Genomic DNA, 21,578 nt, shown 5'->3' with positions numbered 1-21,578 from the left:
AAACAGCCCCATGACGATTCTAAGATTCCACCCAGAAATCAATCAATTTCGTGGTGAAACATTCTTGGAGAAAAAGACGCGACAGGAAGAACTTGTGGTTAGAGAAACCAATCGTATAAAAAGTGAAATACATACTTTGAAAGATATACTAAAAGTAAAAGATTCTGTGGGGAATGGACAACTAGGTTCATCGCAATTAGATCATGGGAAACGAATCCGACTTTTACAGGGGGTAAATACCCTTCCAGCGCCTTTAGATAGATCACTTGCTTGGAATAAGTTGAGACAACCAATAGTATATTCTTCAAATATAGTCAAAAGAATAGAGAATCCTACGGTACGACCCAAAGAACTATCTAGTTTTATTCCATCTCGACCTATCGAGGTTGCATCTAACGATCTTGCAAGTGAAGATGAGCTGAGATCGTTGATCTGGTCGTATATTGAGGACTCGTTGTCTTCCCATCCTAATCCTGACATTCGAGTGACTAAGGGGCTTGATTCAAGTAAAGTACCAGATTTTATCCAACCGTTTCAAAAACAACTTTCAAAGGATTTTGAAAAGGCGAGAAGAGCTTTTTTGTATCTAAAAGATATGTGCCAAGACTTGTTGACAAAAGCGATTATTTCAGATACCCGTCAAGGGCAATATTTGACGCAAATGTTCCAGTTGGAACATTCAATGAATAAAGAGGAGATATTACGGGAGATTAATAAAAAATTAATGTCAATAGCAACAAAAGGAGAACAAGTCCTTCAACAAACTAAAGATTTGGGATTTGAAAATGTTTGGATTGCGTCTACTGGATTGATTTTGAACACACAGACAGGAAAATATGAATCACTGTTGACCAAACGTCATGCTCCCAATGCATTCGTAATTCCACAGGACCCACAATGTAGAATGATATTTTTAGCAGATGTTTTCCATACAAATCCTGATTTAGTTGCAGATGTTTCAAAAAAATACGAATTAAAAAAATCTGAATTTGAGGTCGTATTACATGAAACGACACATCTTGGTTCTCATACAGGGGATTTAATGCAGTTTCGGATACCTCCGAAAGGCTTTTCTAAGAGTGGCAGGGATGTATTACAGGAATATAATGAAAAATTTTTTAGTATAAAAGATACTCCCGCTTTCGAAAACTTTGTAGATCGAGTAGCACAATATCAAAATCTACCTGAATTATCGAGAGATGCTGTTATGGCGAAAGTACTCTTAGATGATATGTTACGGGTTAATCTTCAGATGGAGGATGCGGAGATGGTAGCAACTATCGTCAGAGATCTCTCTCAAGGAAGAGATTTTAATGTACGACCACGTGTACAAAGAAGTATTAGTGATAAACCAGATCAAAAAATATCCAAATCGCTATTTTTAAACTTAGTAATGGGCTTTTTGTTCAATACAGAACAATATTGGTTAAGCCCTCACTTAGATAAGACACAAGAAAAAGAGAAGATAGAAGTTACGCAAGATCCTCATGTGGCAGCAACAGCAGACATAGGTGATAGTACATCAAACGTGAAAATCGAAAAAAGAAAAGCAGAAAAGAAAAGTATATTAAATGTTGTAACTATGATAAAAGAAAAAAGCGATGCTAGAAAGAAAACAAGACGCAATCAAAGGTTAGGAATAGCTCAAACCGAAACTATATATCGATAAAGTGGTTCCGTTGCAAACTTTTAAAATGAACAATAGGTATTCCATTTTGACAATTTCTTAAGCTAGAATTTCCAATAACACCTTGATTTCAGTGCAGACCGAAAAGAACGTGGGACAAAAGTAAGAAATACTTCTGTCCCAGCCTCTGTTTTTGTAGATTCCTCGAATTGTTTCCATGCCCTTAATCGTAGCAGAAGATGTCCGAAGACTTAGAACTACTAAAGACGTTAGTTGATAGTGGAACACCAATTAAAACCATTGCCGAACGTTGGAATGTTTCTCGAACAACGATTTATCGTTATTTAGATAAAATGGAGGAAAAAAGATGAAAAAACAAACGCTCACTAGTTTTTCAGACTAGCAAAGAATAGATGGGATGAAAAAATATAAAATTATTGAGCCTTATCTTAATAAACAAGAAACGATAAAAGAAATAGCTATTAAAAATAACGTACCTACTCGTACACTCTATCAATGGGTACAAAAATATGAACATGATGGTCTAGCTGGTTTAAGTTAGAAAGACTCGAATTGATTTTGAGTAAATCAGGGTTTCAGAAAAGGTTCGACAAAAAGCGGAAGAATTGGTAGTAAGATACAAAAAAATAAGTACAAAGACATTATCTTGGGAAATTACTTCCTATTGTAAAGAAAACAAACTAGATATACCAAGTTATTCTCAAATCTATAAATTACGAAAAAGCATTCCCCAAAGTCTCATTCAATTAGCCCATGAAGGAGAGAAAATATATAAAGAGAATTATGATTTGATTGCTATAAGGGAAGCAACACGACCAAATGAAATTTGGTAAGCGGATCATACCTCACTAGACATCAAATTGCTTGATGAAAAAGGAAATATTAATCGTCCCTGGTGGACCATTATGTTAATGATTATAGTCGAGCAGTTGCTGGTTATTATTTGAGTTTTTCTGCTCCTTCAGGAATCAATACCGCGTTAACCTTACATCAAGCTATTTGGACAAAAAAAGATTCTTCATGGCCAATATGTGATATTCCTGAAAATTTTTAGTAGGCAAAAGGTTATCTTCAAGGTATTACTGTAATTGGGATAATATAGAAAAACAAATTGCCTATCGTCATGCAGATGAGGAAAAGATGCAACAGAAGAAATATTAAGTGCAAATAAAGTTTTTTATACTGTACCAGCAGGAAAAATTGCTCGTGTTAGTTCAGAGATCCATACATTATCAACTAGAATTAATATGGTCAGAACAATGCATTTAGTTTTTAAATATAATCAAAAGGAAATTTATGCTTCAAATTCCTATAAAGGGAATTGATTTAATTATTATCGATGAAATCGATCGATTAAAACTTCAACATTTAGAATAATTAAGAGATGTTTATGATCAAAATGACTTAGCTCTGATTCTAATAGGTATGCCAGGCATTGAAAAAAGATTATCTAGGTACCAACAGCTTTACTCTCGAATAGGATTTGTACATGAGTTTGATAATCTTAGTAAAGATGAAACTCACCATATTTTGGAATACAAATGGACAGATTTAGGAATTGATATAAAATTAGAAGATTTTTCCGATTATGAAGCAATTACAACTATTATAAAAATTACAAAAGGAAATTTTCGATTAATTCATCGACTATTTGCTCAGATTGATCGTATATTACGAATTAATCAAATGGATAAGATCACTGTAGATCATGTTATTGAATTGTGATAGATGGTAACGCTAGAAATTGTAAACTAAAATAGAAAAATTCAAGATGCTTCTGAAAATAAGAATCTCATAGTCTTTTGATGTCCGATTAGCAACTTTAATCGAGGCTCAGTTCTCCAGTGTCTAAAGTCTTTTTTTGCAGAAACAATGCAAAAAATAGTTAAAAAAACTCCATCTATACGATATAGTGAATGGGAAAGTAGATTATATTTTAATTAGTATTTAATCAATGAAATTGTCTGATGTTTTTTTACCTAAATTATTAATTTATAGTCAACCGTTTTGTTATGTGGTTCTAATTATTGTGATATAATTAAAAAGTGATGAATTTTTTATTAAACTATGTTATTTATTTGAAGGGAGAATTCATGAAACGACTTTTAGATACTCGATTAAAAAGACAAATGTGTTTAGTAGAAGAATTATGGGATTGCCAAATATTTTCAATGCGCAGACTTTCAAATAATTTGAATGCGACAGAAAAAACAATAAGAAATGATATTGAATATATCAATAGCTATATGAAAGGTATCTCTATTGCGATCACTTCAAGGATAGAGGTGACTTTGATTAAAGAGAGTTGGGTATCAAAGAGTGATTTGTACGCAAAAATTTTAGAAAGTAGTAACCAATTTAAAATTATGGAATCTCTATTTTTTGAAGAGTTCAAATCTTTTGATGAGCTTAGCTCTAAAAATTTTGTATCCACTTCACATGTTAAAAGATTAGTAAATCAAATTAATGAAGTTATTCAATGTTATGGAGCGCTAATATCTCCAACTTTTTCGATTGTCGGGAATCAGCGATCTATTTGTCAAATTATGCTGAATTATATGATGGAACGGTATGGATCAGTAGAGGTCATTTTAGGAGTTGAAAAAAGTTTGCTTATTGAGCATGTGATTGAGCAATTCTATTCAAGTAACCATCAGATGAAGATTAATCAATTTAGTAGACACTGTTTAATAAACAAAATGAAGATGCACGTTTATTTAATGATGGAAAGGTTAAAAAAGGGATTTAAAATACATGATTTTGTCCCTGAGTACCCATATTTTCATTGTCAAACAATAATAGATAATTTTTATCAACAATTCAAAACAGTATTTGATATCGAACTAACTGAGTTCAATATTAGTCAATTATTCTATATGTGTTTTCTACCCTACTCAAAAAAATGTTACTTAACAATTGGGATGCGTGAAGAAGATTTTTCTTCTAGTCGGGATATCATGGCTGAAATTTTTTGTTTTATTGAATCTATTGAGGATAAGCTTATGAAAATATGCCCTTTAAAGGAACGATTAGTTAATGATATCTATTGGTCCTCCATTCAGACTTTAGGGGTTAATCATATTTTATACTTTAGGGATAAAGAATTCTATCTTTCTTTGAAAAGTAGATATCCAGTTATTTCAGGATATCTTAAAGAAAAATTGACAGAGATATTTTCAAAGTTTCAAAACTTGAAACACGAAGATATTGACGAAATGGTGTACCATGCCATATTTATGTTAGTCACATATTGGGATGATTTATTAGAGAATATTGAGCAAGAATCGATGACATTAAACGCAGCTTTGGTTATGTCTACAAGTTTTGAACATCTCTCGTGTTTAAAAGATGATATTGAGTATCAATTTAGGTCGAAATATAACATAAAAATTTTCAACCCAAATAATTTGAAAAAAATAGCAAAATTCAATAATATGGCCTGTGTTATCACAGACGGAACTATTCCCGAATTGCGTTCGTTCTCAGTTCCAGTGATTTGTATATCTGATATTTTAGATAAAGATTCTTCTGAAAAGCTTATAAATTTATATTTAAATGAAGTTAAACGAAACAGTCAACGTGTGAATATACTTGCTTGAAATATGGCTAAAAAGTAATTTATATTGAATATCAGAGTAGTTATCATTATTTGACCTAATTAGTATGACAGGTGCAGCCTATTTTTATGTCAAGCCATGTCGTTTTCGATTGACGATCTTCCCGTATTTTATGTGTATTAAATTATCGGTTATTTTGTTATTTTTTTCTACTTAAAATTTATCTTTAAGTGATTTTAAAAAGAAAAATTAGAATTATAGAAGCGGACGAATTTTTTTACAGCAGTTATTTTTAAACCAAAAATAAGTTCAAATTAGAAAAAAATGGCTTTGAAGTTTTAAAGAAAATTAAGTATTATTAGAATAACCTAATGGTAGGAGGTGAATAATAAGGGATGAGGATAAAGTATAGTGTTCTTTGTATGTTGATGTTAAATAGTGTTATTTTTGCCATGTAGTGAGTTGTTATTGTGCAAAACATAATCAAAGCGTTGAAGTACAAGGGATAATCAATTCAAGATCCTCTCCTAATGAAAGTAATGATAATAAAAAGCCAGCGCAAAGCTTTTCACAGATGAATGAAATAAGTTCATTTTTCATCGAAAAGATTGGGCTAATATTAATCGTTTTTTGATTTTGTTCTTATTTGAAAAAATAATGAGAAAAATACATAGAGGAGATACTATCGTGAAAAAAACTATTTCGTTAGGGTTACTAACAACAGCTTTATTAGGTGGTTTAATGTTAAATACAACAACACATGCGATGGGTTGGACACCAGGCCAAACAGATCCAAATACACCAACAGAAACAGTAGATAAAAAAGAAAATGCTGAAGTGGAAATCAAAGGTTGGATTGGAAAACAGGACGGTACTGATCCTGAAGGTCCTGAGATTGTTGACCCAAGTGATCCAACAAAAATTAATATCACAATTCCGACTACCGTTTTATACGCTAACGGAGTTGACGATCAAGGTGATTCAACAGAAGATATAACTTCCCCCATCTATACTATGAGAAATAACTCAAGTACGCATGACCTTGCTGTGTCAATTGACAAGTTCGAAGAAACGACATCATTAGGCATTAAACAAGAACTGTACTTCCAGGCTGCTACCGAAGCTGGAGTTAAACTACAGACTAAAGCGGGTCAGCATTTAAACAAGAAAACTTTTCTGACAAAACTTGATATTAATCAATCAAAGAACTTTAATTTCTCTGGGAAAATTGATCAGTCCCATTTATTAGCAGGAAAAGATACAGCATTGAGACCAGAATTTAAGATGAATCTACACTTTGCTGCAACAAAGCATAAATAAAGGTATAGTTGATCAGCATGGTTTTCTCAATGAATTTTCGTGCTGATTTAGTCAGGAGTCGTGATAATGGAATATGCAGAAGAAAAAAAAAGGCGCAAAATAATCATGATAATCTTGTTTCTACTATTGGTTCTTTTAGGAGCGCTGGCATATAACTATTTTCAGAGACCAGTAAAAGTGATTTCTGGATTGCCACAATTAGAGGAAAATGCTTCTAAAATAACAAATAAAGATATGTTGAAGCAAATGCAAGTAGAAGTTGATAAGAACAATTTGAAGATAATTTTAAATCATGAAATTGCTATCGATTCTACAGAAAAATTGGCAACAGTTGATATTGTTAACTCTGCAGCAAATAATTATAGTATACAAGTTAAATATGTGTTGAATGAAACAGATAAAGTGATTTATGAATCGGGATTGATTCATAAAAATCATCATGTGTTGAAAGTTAAAATGTATAATCTTCCTGATATTGGGACGCATAAAGTGAAAATCTATTATTCTATTTACGACAAAGATAAATTAATTAACATCATTACTTTTGACGGGGAAATCAAAATTTCATGATTAATTAGAGTGATCTGGTGAAGGGAGATAATCAATTTGTCAATTTCTACATCAAAAAGTATTATTTCTATTCTCTTAGCACTAGCTTTAACTGGGATATGTGTGTACAGTTACAAAATTGATATTTTGAGTGAAAAAAATAATAATATCCAAACTGACTATTATGCAGAAAAAAATGATTCAACAGAATTGATAGAAACCTATTTGCAAAAACAGGCTGATGATAGTTATTTAGAATTAAATATTGATTCAAAAATCTTTTTTGATGATAACGACGATTCTTGCTCTATGAATTTCATGAATTCAATGAAAAACAAGTATGTGATGCAAGTTACAGTGCACATTGAGAACCAAGTTAAGCCCATTTTTTAATCAGATATAATTCACCCGGGCGAAATAGTGACTGAAGGTAAACTAAATTGGCATCTGTCTGACGATAAGTATGAAAGTTCGATAGTAGTTCAATTTTTTGATGTTGAAAATACATCAGATTCATTAGCAGAAATGATTATTGATGGAGAGCTTTTCAAAGAAACTAATGATAATCAATAAAACATATCAGCATTTATGAGGGTAAAAGTATTTAAAAAAATGCTGAGCATATTAATCAATCCGTTTTTTCTAGCTTCTAAAAAATGATGTGTTGACCATTTTTTTACGATTAGACAATAAAAATATTTTAAAGTAATTTATGCACTAACTTAATTAAAAGGTGAATTATATTAACAGAATAAATTTTTAAATTATTACCATTGTAGACAGGTACAAAAGGGGTGTGTGAATCATTTGAAGACAAAAAAATTAAGAATAATAGTACCTATACTGATGTTATTCCAAAATTTCACTTTTCCATCGGCTATCTTGGCAGAAAAAATGGAACAGAGGCTATCTGAAGAATCACCGGTAAATTTATCAGAGTCTTCGCCACCAGAAAAAGCATCATCAGAACAGTTTTCAGAAAAACTTCCATCATTAGAAGAATCAACGTCAGAATCAACATCAGAATCATCTGTAGAAAACATTACTAACACTCAAGAGTTAATAGAAATCCCGAAAGAAATAACTGTGCAAGCATCAGAAAACATGAAATCTCGGTTAATAACTGAACAGCTTCGACAGATTTTGTACTCAGATGGAGAACAGTCCTATATCGTAAAAACTCTGCAACCGTCAATTAGTCAGCGAATAACTCTGGGAAATACTGTTGGTTCAACTCAAAAATTTACAGTTATTGCTCCTGCTGCGTCAACATCGAATGGCAATGGAAATGATTGGATTTCTTTAATTGCAAGTGATACAGAGGAGCATGATTCTAGATATCGATGGATGCAGTACGGAGATTTTCGTGGTGAACCTCATAAATATGCGTTAACTAATGTGTGGATAGATTCTATGCCCGAGGGTATAGAATTAATGGAAGTAACGACTCCGAGTGTAAACAATCAAATGGTATCATTTACTGTTACTATCAAGAGAACGATAGACACGGGAGATACAAGCGGTTCTTTTTCGTTAACAGGTGATATTAGATTAGGTACTACTGCCACAACGGGTAGTCCAGATGGAGAACCTATTAAAAATATTGAAGATGTTAAGTACTTAAATGCTACTCTAGGCAGAATAACAGTCGATGCAGAAGATAATCGAAAAATCACTGCGGAAGCTTCGGCGTCAACGGTTGTTTTAGGAACAAATATCAAAGAGATCGCCTATGAAGACTTTGTTAAAAACGTCAAATTAGGAGACGAAGTGCTCACAAAAGACAAGTATACAGTTGAATTGATTGGGGAGTATGCTACAGATTATCTTGGTGAAAAAACTGCTAAAGTCCGTGTAACACTAAAAGCGACACCTACAAATACCACAGAAGTAGATGTTCCTGTACAGATTTTATGGGGGAACAGTATCGCCTATGGCGGTTTAGGGTATGTAGGGGGTGATCGAACAACCGCAGTCTTCTCTTTACATCAGGGAAGTAAACCTAAAATTACGATTTCGCAAGGACAAAGCAACGATAATTATGAGATTCACAGTTATTTTCCTGGTGAAAAATACTATAGTTTCGATTGGTTTAACTTGAAGTCTGCAACCGACATCCATATGACAAGTGATAAAAAAGGGGATCAGTCGATTGAGGCAGAAGGACAAGAAAAGAAACAAGATGCTTTGAAAAAATGGCAGACACAAGAAGTTTCTCACGGTGATGTGGTACGTTCGTGGGTAACAGAGCACAAAAACCATCTATATGTAAATGAAAACAGAGAATTTAATGGTAATGAAGCCTATTACGAAATCACAAAAAATGGGTACCAGCTTTTAAACTTTAATAAATTAAAGATTACGAAACAAAGCGTCATTCATCAAGCGACAAAAGAAGAAATGGATAAAGCGGTTCAAAGTTACATTAACACCAGCGGTCACCAGAATATTAAAGTTGTTAAATTTATGAAGTATCCAGATACAAGCAGTCTGAAGGATACTGAAGGGATTATTCGTATAGCAGAAACCTTAGCCAGTGGTAAAACAGTTACTTACGATTATACGGTGCCTTTCAGTGTAGTCAAAGATAACAGTTGGATAAAAGTAAAAGTTCCGACTAAAATTTTGTTTGCGCAAATATCTAAAGAAAGCGGTATATTATCGCCTGAATATGAAATTGTTAATCTGTCTGAAAGAGGTATCAAAGTATCCATTAACAGCGTGATAAGGGGAACAAGCTCAGAATTGATTCCAGAACTCAACTTACATTCGACTAACTTAACAAATGGGCATAAAATTACACTCGTCACGCCGAATGATTCTAATAATTTTCCACAAGAACTAGGTGTAATGACGAAAAAAAATGATAGCATAAAATTTAATCTCAATGGAGATGTAGGAGCATATTCTGATTACTCTACGGTTATTCGTCCAGAATATAGACTTCAATTAAGATTCGAACCTAACAATTAGCTAAATGATTGATGACTCCTTCATTAAAACATTGAAGCCAATTTCATGGCTCGATTAATGAAGGGGTTTTTGTGAGAGTTGAAGTAGAAAAAATGAACGAAGAATAAATTTGAATTATTACATACCGAGAATCTTAATCCTGAACTATTTTTTCGTAATTAAAACGTATGTTTTCTGTTAAATAAGACATATCTTATGAAGCAAGTGAATATGCTACGGCTTCTGTTAATAATTAGGAAAATTATTTAATGGAGAAAATATGTGTTTACATACGTAACATCAAATAATTTTGATGCATCAGAAATTTTTTTTATTTTTGATGCTTTTTTTATCTAAAATTTCAGAATTTAGGTAAGCGTCCTATAGTAAGGCGTCTCGTTTTCTCTATCGGCGACTGCTAAACTTACTGTAACAACTACAGGAGGTGCTCGATGGAGAAAAAAGAGATTGTCCCTATTCAAATCGTGGATCGAAATCCACCAATGTCACCAACTCCTCCAGCGAAATCGAAACTCGCTGCTCGGGTCAAATTAGGTCAAGCCGAAGCGTATATTTACAATGGAACGGATAAATATATTGTAAGCGCCTTACTATCTGACGCTTACGTTTATTCGAGAGTCTGTAATAAACCTGATATTTAGATTTGTCCCATATTCTTCTTCTCTGATTCATTCTTAGAAATGGTGCGATCTGTCGAAAACTTCTCCTATTGTGGCGATGTTTCCTAAAGAAAGCTACTAACGAGTGGGTTTCAAAAAACTGGTACAGTTTTTGCTTGTTTAATGAATGAAACGTATTTTGGGAGGAAAAACAGCTATGAAGGAAATCGCTAAGTACCAATTTGCTGAAACAACGATCATCTATTATAAAAATTCTGTTGGGGGTTGTGAGTGGATACTTGTTCCAACAGCAAAATTAGAAGCTGTTCAACTGCCAAGTCGTCTAAAAGAAGATTCGATTATCCAAGTCAAACTACGTGAGGATGATTATCCAAAAGGGTTTGTCACTGGAAGTACGATGCGCAATAGTGAAACTGTTAAAGGCTTGGTTTATGAGACACAAAAAGTTTATGAGTTTGAAGAGAATCGAGTGGAGATCATCACACGATTGAGAGATGCCCATCATAACTGTTATGAACATATCTTGAGTGGTGATAAAGAAAAAAATGTTTTTGAAACTTCTGTGAGATTTATCAATGAGTCAGGTAGAAATCAAACATTGGAAATGTTCAGTAGTTTCTCATTGTCTAATTTGTCTCCTTTCAACACTCGGAATAAAGCAGGCAATCTTTTGATGACACGTTACCGAAGCAAATGGAGTTTTGAAGGACGCAAAGAAAAGAACCCTATCGAAGAATACCAGTTGGAACCGTCATGGAAACCATCGGGAGTAGGATTAGAAAAATTTAGTCAGATCGGTTCCATGCCTGTCAGAAATTATTTTCCAACTGCCGCTATTACCGATGTCAAAGAGAATGTCACTTGGGGAATCCGATTGGCTCATCCAGGATCATGGCAAGGAGAATTTTATCGGCTAGATGAAGATCTATGTTTCTCAGGAGGATTAGCAGATCATGATTATGGAGATTGGACCAAGACGGTGGCGCCAGATGAATCTTATTGCGCACCCTCGGCTTTTCTAACTGTTTGTATCGGTTCTGAAGAAAAATGTGGCAATCAATTCAATAAGTATTTTTCCGATTTAGTTTCAAACAATCAGCATGAAACGGAAGAGTCATTGGCGGTCATGTTCAATGAGTTTTGTACGACTTGGGGAAAGCCGTCTGAAAAATCTATCACAGAGGCTATTTCTATTCTCAAACAACATGATCTAGATTACTACATTATTGATTGTGGATGGTACGCCGATACAATCAAAGGTTGGGAAAAGAATATGGGGGACTGGCTTCCAAATCCTCAGCAATTCCCAAATGGAGTGAAGCCTGTGATCGATAAGATTCGTGATGCGGGGATGGTGCCTGGTATTTGGTTTGAAATCGAGACAGTCGGGCGAGATGCTACTGCATTTAGCTTAGTGGATCATCTACTAAAAAAAGAAGGAGTCGTCATCACTACAGGCGATCGCCGTTTTTGGAATATGAATGATCCTTAAGTGATCAACTATTTATCGGAACGAGTCATCGATTTTTTGAAAGAAAGTGAAGTTGGCTATCTGAAAATCGATTACAATGATAATTTTGGTATTGGTTTTGATGGAGAAGAATCGCTGGGTGAAGAAAACCGAAAACAATTAAAAGGGACACAGCGATTTATAGACAAGATCCAGAGAGAATTACCAGATTTGATTATTGAAAACTGTTCATTTGGCGGCCATCGTTTAGAATCTTCGATGATGAGACGAACAGACCTTTCTTCCTTGGATCAGTCGGAGAAAGGATTTCGCTGTTGCTTTACAGATGATTTTCAAGGTGCTGCATTTTATTTAAAAAAGGTGGGAGAGTAAAAAATGATCCATTTTCAAAAAAAAACACAACAATTTGACTTGATCTCGGAAAATTCTCAATTGTCTTTGGGTGTTTTACCAAGCGGTCATTTGGCAACTTACTATTATGGTGAGAAAGTGGGAACGGTAGATTTAAGTTATGTAGTAAAAGAGATCAAACGTGCAAGTTATATGGCTGATACGGATTGTATAAAAGATTTTAAATTGGAGCAGATCCCCCTTGCCTATCCTGCATATGGGAATCCTGATATGCGGACACCAGCAGTTCAACTGATTTTAGCGGATGGAACTAGAATCACTAATCTACGCTACTTAGATCATCGAATCAGTGAGAAACAGTTGATTCCTGGACTGCCTTCCTGTCAGCATGAAACTGCTGAGATGTTGACGATACGACTGGTGGACCAAGAAAATAAACTTAGAGTTTCTTTATTGATCAGTGTATTTCCACAACATGATGTTTTCACACAAAACATCCAAATCGAAAATTTAGGCAGCACACCAATTACTATTGATCGTTGTATGAGCGGAAGTTTAGATTTTCTTTCAGATAAGTATGATTTATTGACTTTAGGTGGTGCATGGGGACGAGAAGCCCATCAAAATAGACGAAGGTTGGTTCAAGGATTTCAAGGAGTAGATAGTAAACGTGGAGCTAGTGGGCATGGTCAAAATCCTTTCATCGCGTTATTAGATCAAGAAGTCGATGAAAACCATGGCACAATATATAGTATGAATCTAGTCTACAGTGGCAATTTTTTGGCATTAGCAGATGTCGACATGCATCAAAATACTCGTTTGCAAATTGGGATAAATCCTTTTGAATTCTCTTGGAAGCTAGATGCTAAAGAAATCTTTCATACACCAGAAGTTGTGATGGTCGAAGCGCAACAAGGATTGAATCAGTTATCCGCTCGTTATCATAAATTTTACACAGAGTGTTTGATTCCCAAAAATTTTGCAAAAAAGACACGTCCGATATTGATGAATAATTGGGAAGCTACGTATTTCGACTTTGATAAAGAGACGATTTTAGCCTTAGCGGCAGAAGGAAAAAAACTTGGAATGGAGCTGTTTGTGTTAGACGACGGTTGGTTTGGTCAACGAAATGACGATACTTCTTCATTAGGTGATTGGCAACCAAATGTAGAAAAGTTAGGAGGAACGTTGGAACAATTGATTGCAACAATCAATCAAATCGGGATGGCATTCGGTTTATGGATCAAGCCAGAAATGGTTTCACCCAATAGTCGGCTATATCAAAAACATCCTGATTGGATCATTCGAGTGACAAATCAAGAACCGCAACAAGTGCGCCACCAATATGTGCTGGATCTATCCCGTAAAGAAGTCCAAGATTATCTAATTGCTACATTGACTAATCTTTTGACAGAAAACAATATTTCTTATATCAAGTGGGATATGAATCGAAATATCACTGACTCTGGAAGCTCTTCTTTGGAAAGGGAACAACAAAAAGAGTTAGCTCATCGCTATATTTTAGGACTGTATCGCGTACTTGACGAGATCACTAAACGCTTTCCTGATGTTCTATTGGAAAGTTGCGCTGGTGGCGGGGGACGTTTTGATCCGGGGATGTTAGCCTATAGCCCACAAATATGGACTTCCGATGACACGGATGCTATCGAACGTTTAGAGATTCAAAAAGGTGCCGCATTGATTTATCCTCAAGCATCTATGAGTTGTCATGTATCGGCAGTTCCCAATCATCAAGTAGGTCGGATCACGACTTTGAAAACTCGCGGAATTGTGGCACAGCAAGGAAATTTTGGCTATGAGTTCAATTTGTTAGAACTATCAGAAAAAGAAAAAGCAGACATTCAGCAGCAGATCACAGAATACAAGACCATTCGAGAAACGATGCAATTTGGAGAGTTTCGACAACTGCAAGTCTATGATAACAGGAATGAATATGCTTGGTTACAGCAAAAAAATGATCAGGTGATCGTTAGTCATGTGTTTGTTCAAGCACATGGAAATACAGTTCCTAAAAGGCTAAAACTCAGTGGGGTGCAACCAGATCGATACTATTTGTCAGCTGACGATGGAAAAATGATTTCAGGTAGAGAATTAATGAACATTGGACTAAGTCTACCTGTTCCGACGCACGATTATTTTGCCACTCGTTGGTGTTTCACACAAGTTTCAGATAGATAAGATGGAAGCTTGAACAGAAGTGTTTCACTCCGAAAAATAAGAAGCGATTCACGGCAATTACTTTTCAAATCATTGTGGATCTCCGCTTTTTTTCGCAAGAGTAGTTCTACTCCCGCTTATTCATGTTTAGAATATGGACAAAAATCCCCTTACTTCTGATGTGTCCGATGAATCCCGACACATTCTGAAAGTAGCGGAGAGTTCTTGGTAGAGATCCGGTTGTAAGCAATAGAGCAAACTGGCTTAACTAATTTAGTGGTTTCACATAAAAAAAGCATATGCAGAGTACTCTAAGAAAAGAGGCTGCTGTATATGCTTTTTTATTTAAAAAGAAATGGTGTCCATACGGATAGTTCTTTATTCAAATAAAAAAGAAGAGGAAACAAAGCGGATTTTCTTGTTTATCTGAGCATTGTGAAAAAACACACTACTTTTGACAAGTGAATAGTGCTACAATAGTGTCGAACATATTGAGAGCTATCGATCATTCTGTCGAATGTCGTAAATAGGAGGGGTAATCAGATGTCAAAAGATCAAGTACAAAGTGAACTGCGAAAGAATACACAGGATCTAGAAAAAATCAGTTTATCTGAATCATTAACTACAGAAGCTATTTCTGATGCCGTGTCCATCCGTAGGAATACAACGAGTCAATATCTAAACGAATTAGTGAAAAGCAATATCGCGATCAAGGTCAAAACAAGACCTGCGATTTTTTTTGAGCGAGCAATGTTTTCTGAAAAATTTTTTATTCCTTCAAAACAGATGTACGAAAATCTTGAACAGTTGATCCAAGATGGCCAGCAAACTACTTTAGAAAGTGAAGCATCGGCGTTCCAGGATCTAATCGGCGCTAAGTCTAGTCTACGTATGGCGATTGATCAAATCAAAGCTTCTGTCTATTATCCAGGCACAGGTCTTCCGATGATGTTTCATGGAGAAACAGGGGTAGGCAAAAGCATGCTGGCGGAAAAATCTTATGAATATTGTGTCGAACAAGGCATCATTGGCGAACATGCACCTTTCTTAGAATTGAACTGTGCACAGTATTATCATAATCAAGAGTTGTTAAGTAGTATTTTATTTGGCTACAAAAAAGGGGCATTCACGGGTGCCAATGAAGATTATATCGGTCTACTTGAAGCCAGTAATGGTGGATTTTTGTTTTTAGATGAATGTCATCGGTTGTCCCCTGAAAGTCAGGAAAAACTGTTTACTTTTATGGATACGAACCATTTTTCTCGTATTGGTGAGAATAATAGATCTCGCGAGTCGAAAGTCCGCTTGATTTTTGCCACGACGGAAGATATCTCCAAAAGTTTTTTGAGAACGTTTACTAGAAGGGTGCCAGTAACGATCAATGTTCCTTCCCTACAAGAACGGACGAGCCAAGAAATATCTGAATATATCTATACTTTTTTTATTCGTGAAAGTTCAAAACTAAATAAAAAACTTGTCATTTCTCCCTGGATTATGAACCGCTTGATATCCTTGAATTATCGGGATAACGTGGGCGAATTGAAAAATCTGATTAAGATCATTAGTGCGAGTGCGTACAGTAAACAAGTGCATAAGGACTACATCGAGATCAATTCAAGTGCATTAGAAAATAGTTTATTGTCTAAATTCCTGTCATTAAAAGAAATCGATAACACAGAGACCAAAGATGTGGTGATCACACCAGAAATCCAAGTAAACGATTACATGCGAACAGAGAACGAAGATAGCCGGATGATCCGCAGTATTTTTAAAGTATTTGAAGGAATCTTTCAGCAATACGGAGAACAAAAGGTGGAGGATGAGTACGTCGTAAAACAGCTCTCCCGAGAAGCTAGTACGGTGATCGAAACAATCGTTTATGATGCTTCAGAAGAGGGGCATACCCTTAAATTACTGAAAAATAGTATCAAAGAACTAGTGAACTTTTTAGAATCCAATTATTTTGTGAATATTTCCGGCAATTTTATTGTTGCATTAACAAGCTACCTTTATAAACGAAATAATTTTTCAGCGGATCTGATCACACTTGATCATAGCAGCTTGGTAAAAATCCACGATTTTGTCAGCGTGCATTTACCAACAGAGAAAAAAATTTTAAATGCTTTATTGGAATTAGTAGAATCTAAATTAGATGTATCGATCAATGAATCGGAAAAAGTTTTATTGGTCTTCTATTTGAAGGGGTTGGATTTGAAAATCCGTAAACCAGAAATTCGCAGTGTCATCTTGGCGCATGGTTTTTCAACTGCAAGTAGTATCGCCGATGTGGTGAATCATTTCATGGAAGAGCATCTTTTTGATTCATTTGATATGCCATTCAATGTCAACCTTGATAAAGTAGAAGACTATATGCATCACTACGTTAAAACAAATGATTGCAGTAAGGGATTAGTTGTACTAGCGGATATGGGATCATTGATGATTTTAACAGATAAATTGAAAGATGAACTGACGGGGCCATTGTTGATGATCAATAACGTGACTACGCAACAAGCGTTATTTGTGGCAGAAATGATCAAAAAAGAAACGGATCTAGAAATCATCGGTGAGAAGCTATGCGACAGTATGCATACAGATTATCGAGTGATTTATCCAAAAATAAGAAAGAAACCGTTGATCATCACAGTCTGTCATACAGGGCTTGGAGCTGCGCAACAATTAAAAGAATTCATGGACAGTAGTTTACCCAAAGAGTTAGGGTATTCGGTCGAGGCGGTCGACTATCATTACTTAAAAAAATACGGTAAAGACAATTCATTGTTCAAGCAGTATGAAGTTCAAGGCATCATTGGCACAGCAGATCCTGAAATCGCTGAGGTCATTTTTGTTTCTTTAGAAGATTTGATTACTGGACAAGGCGATAAATCTGTCGACAATCTCTTTAGAGGTATTGAAGATGAAGAAATCCGTAAAATAATCAATAATAATCTGATCCGAAACTTATCGATCGAACGACTATTATCAGCAATCACGATTTTAGACGTCAAACGGGTCATCACTTACATTGAAGAGTCGATCAATGAAATCGAACGTAGATTGAAATTAGAGTTGATTAACAGTAAAAAAGCCATTCTTTACGTTCATATAGCGAGTTTAGTAGAGCGATTGATCCGTAATCATGAAGTAGTAGAATATAAGGGAACACCTGATACTGGAAGGAACCAAACGTTAAAAATCATCGCCGATTCTTTAGAAACACTGGAGAATGCTTATGCTATCAAAATCAGTGACTATGAGTTGAATTATCTTTATGATATCATCTTTGATATTTGACGATAAGAAACAGGATGTCCGTGAACCTTGGATTTTAAGCCATGATTTGCAAAAAGAGCCATTCAGGATTTGGGGAAAGATTTAGCTTGTTCGCTCAAAGAATACAGCTATCGAATAATCAAAATGAGAAGGTGAGATAAAAACGAAGTTTACTTTTATCTCATCTTTTTTGTATCTTCAGCAGATATTGTGTAAACAGACACAATGTGGCACGATAATTGCTTATGTAATTATGGGGAGGTGGAAAAATGGATTTAGTCGCAATTGATTTGGATGGGACGTTATTGAACAGTGCCCATCAAATATCACCTAATAATCAAGAAATAGTGAGACAGTTAGCATCTGAAAAAGTAACTGTCGTTATTGCAACTGGCAGATCTGTCGTTTCGGTTAAGGAAATCGTTGCGGAATTAGGGATTCCTGCTTATGTGCTGGCTTTGAATGGAACATTCATCGCAAAGATTCACCAAGGCGAACTAAAGATTTTAAGAAAGTCAGTCTTGGATAATGCTATTTTGGAAGAAGCGTTGAAACTGGCAGTGGAACAAGGTATCACTTTTATTGCAAGTAACGAATTTGGCAGTGATCGTGTACTGTTCGATACAGAAAAAGAAGTCGTGCAAGAATTTATGACGGAGCGTCCAGATTTACGAAATCTTACAGAAGATGACATGTTGCGTGCGATTCAAGATAGTACGACAGAATATCTGAAAGTTGCTTTTACTGACACGAGTGTCGAAAAACTCAAAAACTTACAAAAAATTTTGGTCGACCAAGGAATCTCAACTGTTTTTTCTGATACACATTATATTGAAATCGTTCCACATGGGATCAATAAAGGTGCTAGTTTAGAATATCTATGCAAACAACTCATGATTCCTTTAGAAAAAACCGTTGCTATTGGTGACCAAGAAAATGACATTGAAATGTTAACTGTGAGTGGTATAGGCGTAGCGATGGGAAATGCAAAAGCACACGTAAAAGCGGTTGCTGATCTGCAAACCAACACCAATGATGAAGACGGTGTAGCCACTATTTTACAAAAATTACAAAAAAGATAGCGCTTTCGACACAAGTTGGCACACTTGTTGCTAATGTAAAAGTGATTAATATTTTAAAGGAGGAATCATCAAATGATTTCAATGGTACGTATCGATGACCGTTTAGTACATGGGCAAGTTGCTGTTAAATGGTCAAAACAATTAAGCGTTAGCCGGATCGTGGTAGTAAGTGATAGTATTGCTCAAAATGAAATCCAAGTAAGTGCATTAAAAATGGCAGCCCCTACAGGTGTAAAGGTAGTTGTGTTAGGAATAGAGAAAGCGGCTAGTATCATTAACGATCCTCGTTCAGAAGGTATGAAGATCTTAGTAGTTACGAATGATCCTGCAAATGTTGAAAAATTATTACCGTTATTGAATCAAAAAGCACTATTTTTGAATATGGCGAACTATGGACGAATTGGCGGAGCTTTATCTGATAAAGAAAAGATTACTGAAACAGTTTATTTATCACCTGAAGATAAAGCAGTAGTAGAAAGAATCTTTGATATGGGTTATGACTTCAAATATCAACCATTACCAGATGATACTCCACAATCACTAAAACAATTGATCGGGGGATAATAAAAAATGATTGTACAAGCATTGATCGTAGGTTTAGTTGTTGCAGTTGCAAAATTTCTTGACTGGTGGGGTTCGACTCAGTTAGCACGGCCAATCTTTATTGTAGCTTTATTAGGTTTTTTACTAGGTCATCCAACGGAAGGAATCATCATTGGGGCACAGTTAGAACTTATTTTCTTAGGGAATGTTAGTTTAGGTGGCGTAATGCCTTCTGACATCACTTTAGGTTCCATTTTTGGTGCAGCTTTTGCCATGTTGACGAATTCTGATTTAACTGTGGCGATTACGTTGGCAGTGCCTATTTCTATGTTAGGTACATTATTGTACTCTTTCATGAAAATGGTCATTACTTCATTGGTTCCACGATTTGAAAAACATATCAAAGATAAAAATTATCGCAAATTTTCCCGTTTATGGCACATGCAATTCTGGGGTTTTGAACTAGCATACTTCTTACTTGGTTTCATTGTTATTTTGGTTGGTGCAGATGCTGTCAAAGCGTTTGTTGAATGGTTACCTGCATGGGTGCAATCTTCGATGACTGTTGCGTCAACGATGTTACCCGCAATTGGTTTAGCTTTACTGCTAAAAATGTTATGGCAAAAATCATTAGCACCTTATTATTTTTTAGGATTTGCATTAGGCGCGTTCTTCTTCTATCAAAAAGCTACTGAGGTCAGCAAAGGAGTGATTACTTCTGCTCCTTCAAATATCTTGAGTTTGGTCCAAATTGCTTTTATCGGTTTTATCATTGCTGCTTTAGTGGTAATGGCTGAATTGAAGAGTAACAAACAAGTAAAGGCAAAATCAACGAGTGCCGTTGCTAGTACGGATGATGAAGATGAGGAGGATTTCTTCAATGACTAAAAATGAGATGTTTAAATTATCTAAAGATGAACGAAAATTAGTATCAAAAATGTTTTGGCGTAATCAATATTTGATGTTTTGTACAAGTTATACCAAACAGCAAGGGATCACTTATGGTTGGTTGATGGCTCCTTTTTTACAAAAAATATATGGTAAAGATACAGATGATTTTTATGTTGCTATGGGACGTCATCTAGACTTCTTCAATACAGCACCAGCAATGAATGGTTTCATCGGTGCATTGAATGTTTCGATGGAAGAAGATAACAAAGTTATGAAAGATAAAGGTCAATTCTTTGATCCAACATCCATTTCTGCGTTGAAAACAGCGTTAATGGGACCGTTGGCAGGTATTGGTGATGCGATTTATCTTTCTGTATTACGTGTTATCGCTACAGGGGTTGCATTAGGCTTAAGTGAAAAAGGCAGCATTTTAGGACCTATTTTGTTCTTATTGATTGTTAATATTCCTAACATGTTGATCCGTTGGTTTACAACTGTTATCGGATATAAAGCAGGTGGTCAGTTCATCTCTGATGCACTAAAATCTGGCACTTTCTCAGCGATTACAAAAGGGGCAGCTGTACTAGGGTTGATTATGACAGGTGTGATGACAGCACAATTTGTTACCTTCAAAACGACCTTTGAAGCGAAACTATCAGGAACAACATTCAATTTACAAAATGTGTTCGATTCCATTATGCCAGGATTGTTGCCATTAGCAATTACGATGATTTGTTTTGCTTACTTACGAAAACACAACAAACCTGTAACTGCATTGGTTGTCATGTTCTTAGTGGCAGTTATAATGACTGTTTTAGGCATAGCAGGCTAATAGTAAGAGGTGAAAGAAGAGTGTGGCAAATCGTTGTCATACTCTTTTTTTGTTTAAACGGTGCTATATAAATAGCTTCTTCAAAAAAATAACTCTCATTTTGAAGAAAGCTCTTTTTCCCTTGGATATCTAGCATTAGTTTATTGTTTTAGCACAGAGTGGAGAGTACCCAATCAATTTGTATGTCAAGTGTCTTTTGCACGCTTTTTTCTATAAACGAAGAAAGAGACAAATGAATAAAAAGTCAGGTGAAAAATTTGTGTCGAAGCAATGGCTCATTTAGGTCAGCG

The 21,578-nt window shown here is 35.2% G+C and carries 17 protein-coding genes and 3 pseudogenes; 19 read left to right on the top strand and 1 reads right to left on the bottom strand.

Translation table 11 applies throughout. From position 1 onward, the window contains the following. The first annotated feature begins 64 nt into the window (after window positions 1-64). A complete protein-coding gene (locus DVW83_RS15370) occupies window positions 65-1,669 on the top strand; it encodes a hypothetical protein (RefSeq protein ID WP_224788523.1) in 1,605 nt (534 codons plus the stop codon). Between the two features lie 57 nt (window positions 1,670-1,726). On the opposite strand, the pseudogene DVW83_RS03150 reads toward DVW83_RS15370, so the two are convergent. After that, a pseudogene (locus DVW83_RS03150) lies at window positions 1,727-1,879 on the bottom strand (IS6 family transposase); the annotation flags it as partial. Here DVW83_RS03150 and DVW83_RS03145 point away from each other — a divergent pair. The 18 genes and pseudogenes from DVW83_RS03145 to DVW83_RS03065 all read left to right on the top strand — a co-directional run. Then, window positions 1,870-2,017 (top strand): annotated as a pseudogene (locus DVW83_RS03145) (helix-turn-helix domain-containing protein); the annotation flags it as partial. The pseudogenes DVW83_RS03150 and DVW83_RS03145 overlap by 10 nt on opposite strands. A 28-nt stretch (window positions 2,018-2,045) precedes the next feature. Further along, window positions 2,046-2,189 carry a helix-turn-helix domain-containing protein gene (locus tag DVW83_RS03140; protein WP_224784375.1) on the top strand — a complete coding sequence of 48 codons (144 nt, stop codon included), beginning with the start codon at window positions 2,046-2,048 and terminating at the stop codon, window positions 2,187-2,189. A gap of 557 nt (window positions 2,190-2,746) precedes the next feature. Continuing rightward, window positions 2,747-3,373: pseudogene (locus DVW83_RS03135) on the top strand (AAA family ATPase). A gap of 368 nt (window positions 3,374-3,741) precedes the next feature. After that, window positions 3,742-5,247, top strand: coding sequence for a helix-turn-helix domain-containing protein (locus DVW83_RS03130; RefSeq protein WP_161569446.1), 1,506 nt, complete (start codon window positions 3,742-3,744; stop codon window positions 5,245-5,247). Window positions 5,248-5,892: 645 nt separating this feature from the next. Continuing rightward, window positions 5,893-6,525, top strand: coding sequence for a hypothetical protein (locus DVW83_RS03125; protein WP_137239022.1), 633 nt, complete (start codon window positions 5,893-5,895; stop codon window positions 6,523-6,525). A gap of 66 nt (window positions 6,526-6,591) precedes the next feature. Continuing rightward, on the top strand, window positions 6,592-7,095 hold the full coding sequence (locus DVW83_RS03120; protein WP_137239020.1) for a hypothetical protein: 504 nt from the start codon (window positions 6,592-6,594) through the stop codon (window positions 7,093-7,095). 36 nt (window positions 7,096-7,131) lie between these two features. Continuing rightward, a complete protein-coding gene (locus DVW83_RS03115) occupies window positions 7,132-7,467 on the top strand; it encodes a hypothetical protein (protein ID WP_137239018.1) in 336 nt (111 codons plus the stop codon). 27 nt (window positions 7,468-7,494) lie between these two features. Then, a complete protein-coding gene (locus tag DVW83_RS15045; RefSeq protein ID WP_161569445.1) occupies window positions 7,495-7,647 on the top strand; it encodes a hypothetical protein in 153 nt (50 codons plus the stop codon). Between the two features lie 234 nt (window positions 7,648-7,881). Continuing rightward, complete coding sequence (locus tag DVW83_RS03110) at window positions 7,882-10,047, top strand: hypothetical protein (RefSeq protein ID WP_137239016.1); 2,166 nt, start codon at window positions 7,882-7,884, stop codon at window positions 10,045-10,047. A 431-nt stretch (window positions 10,048-10,478) separates the two neighbouring features. Beyond that, window positions 10,479-10,688: a hypothetical protein gene (locus DVW83_RS03105; protein ID WP_123862769.1), complete on the top strand. Its 210-nt coding sequence runs from the start codon at window positions 10,479-10,481 to the stop codon at window positions 10,686-10,688. A gap of 175 nt (window positions 10,689-10,863) precedes the next feature. Then, entirely contained in the window at window positions 10,864-12,159 is a 1,296-nt protein-coding gene (locus DVW83_RS15905) for an alpha-galactosidase (protein WP_161569444.1), read from the top strand. Then, complete coding sequence (locus tag DVW83_RS16060) at window positions 12,160-12,510, top strand: alpha-galactosidase (protein ID WP_137239012.1); 351 nt, start codon at window positions 12,160-12,162, stop codon at window positions 12,508-12,510. A 3-nt stretch (window positions 12,511-12,513) separates the two neighbouring features. Then, window positions 12,514-14,688 (top strand): alpha-galactosidase, encoded by a 2,175-nt coding sequence (locus DVW83_RS03090; RefSeq protein WP_137239010.1) that lies wholly within the window; start codon window positions 12,514-12,516, stop codon window positions 14,686-14,688. 522 nt (window positions 14,689-15,210) lie between these two features. After that, on the top strand, window positions 15,211-17,961 hold the full coding sequence (locus tag DVW83_RS03085; RefSeq protein WP_137239008.1) for a sigma 54-interacting transcriptional regulator: 2,751 nt from the start codon (window positions 15,211-15,213) through the stop codon (window positions 17,959-17,961). A 248-nt stretch (window positions 17,962-18,209) separates the two neighbouring features. After that, complete coding sequence (locus DVW83_RS03080) at window positions 18,210-19,022, top strand: HAD family hydrolase (RefSeq protein ID WP_123862774.1); 813 nt, start codon at window positions 18,210-18,212, stop codon at window positions 19,020-19,022. Between the two features lie 72 nt (window positions 19,023-19,094). After that, window positions 19,095-19,586: a PTS system mannose/fructose/N-acetylgalactosamine-transporter subunit IIB gene (locus tag DVW83_RS03075; protein WP_123862775.1), complete on the top strand. Its 492-nt coding sequence runs from the start codon at window positions 19,095-19,097 to the stop codon at window positions 19,584-19,586. A gap of 6 nt (window positions 19,587-19,592) precedes the next feature. Continuing rightward, complete coding sequence (locus tag DVW83_RS03070; protein WP_123862776.1) at window positions 19,593-20,453, top strand: PTS mannose/fructose/sorbose/N-acetylgalactosamine transporter subunit IIC; 861 nt, start codon at window positions 19,593-19,595, stop codon at window positions 20,451-20,453. After that, complete coding sequence (locus tag DVW83_RS03065; RefSeq protein ID WP_137239006.1) at window positions 20,446-21,288, top strand: PTS system mannose/fructose/sorbose family transporter subunit IID; 843 nt, start codon at window positions 20,446-20,448, stop codon at window positions 21,286-21,288. The genes DVW83_RS03070 and DVW83_RS03065 overlap by 8 nt, the downstream gene beginning before the upstream one ends. The last annotated feature ends 290 nt before the right edge of the window (window positions 21,289-21,578 follow it).

Origin of the sequence: Enterococcus sp. VV15 (genome assembly GCF_005236045.1) — a bacterium.
Taxonomy (GTDB): Bacteria; Bacillota; Bacilli; order Lactobacillales; family Enterococcaceae; genus Enterococcus_B; species Enterococcus_B durans.
The sequence above is the reverse complement of the archived record's forward strand: the minus strand, read 5'-3'. Positions and strand labels throughout refer to the sequence as shown.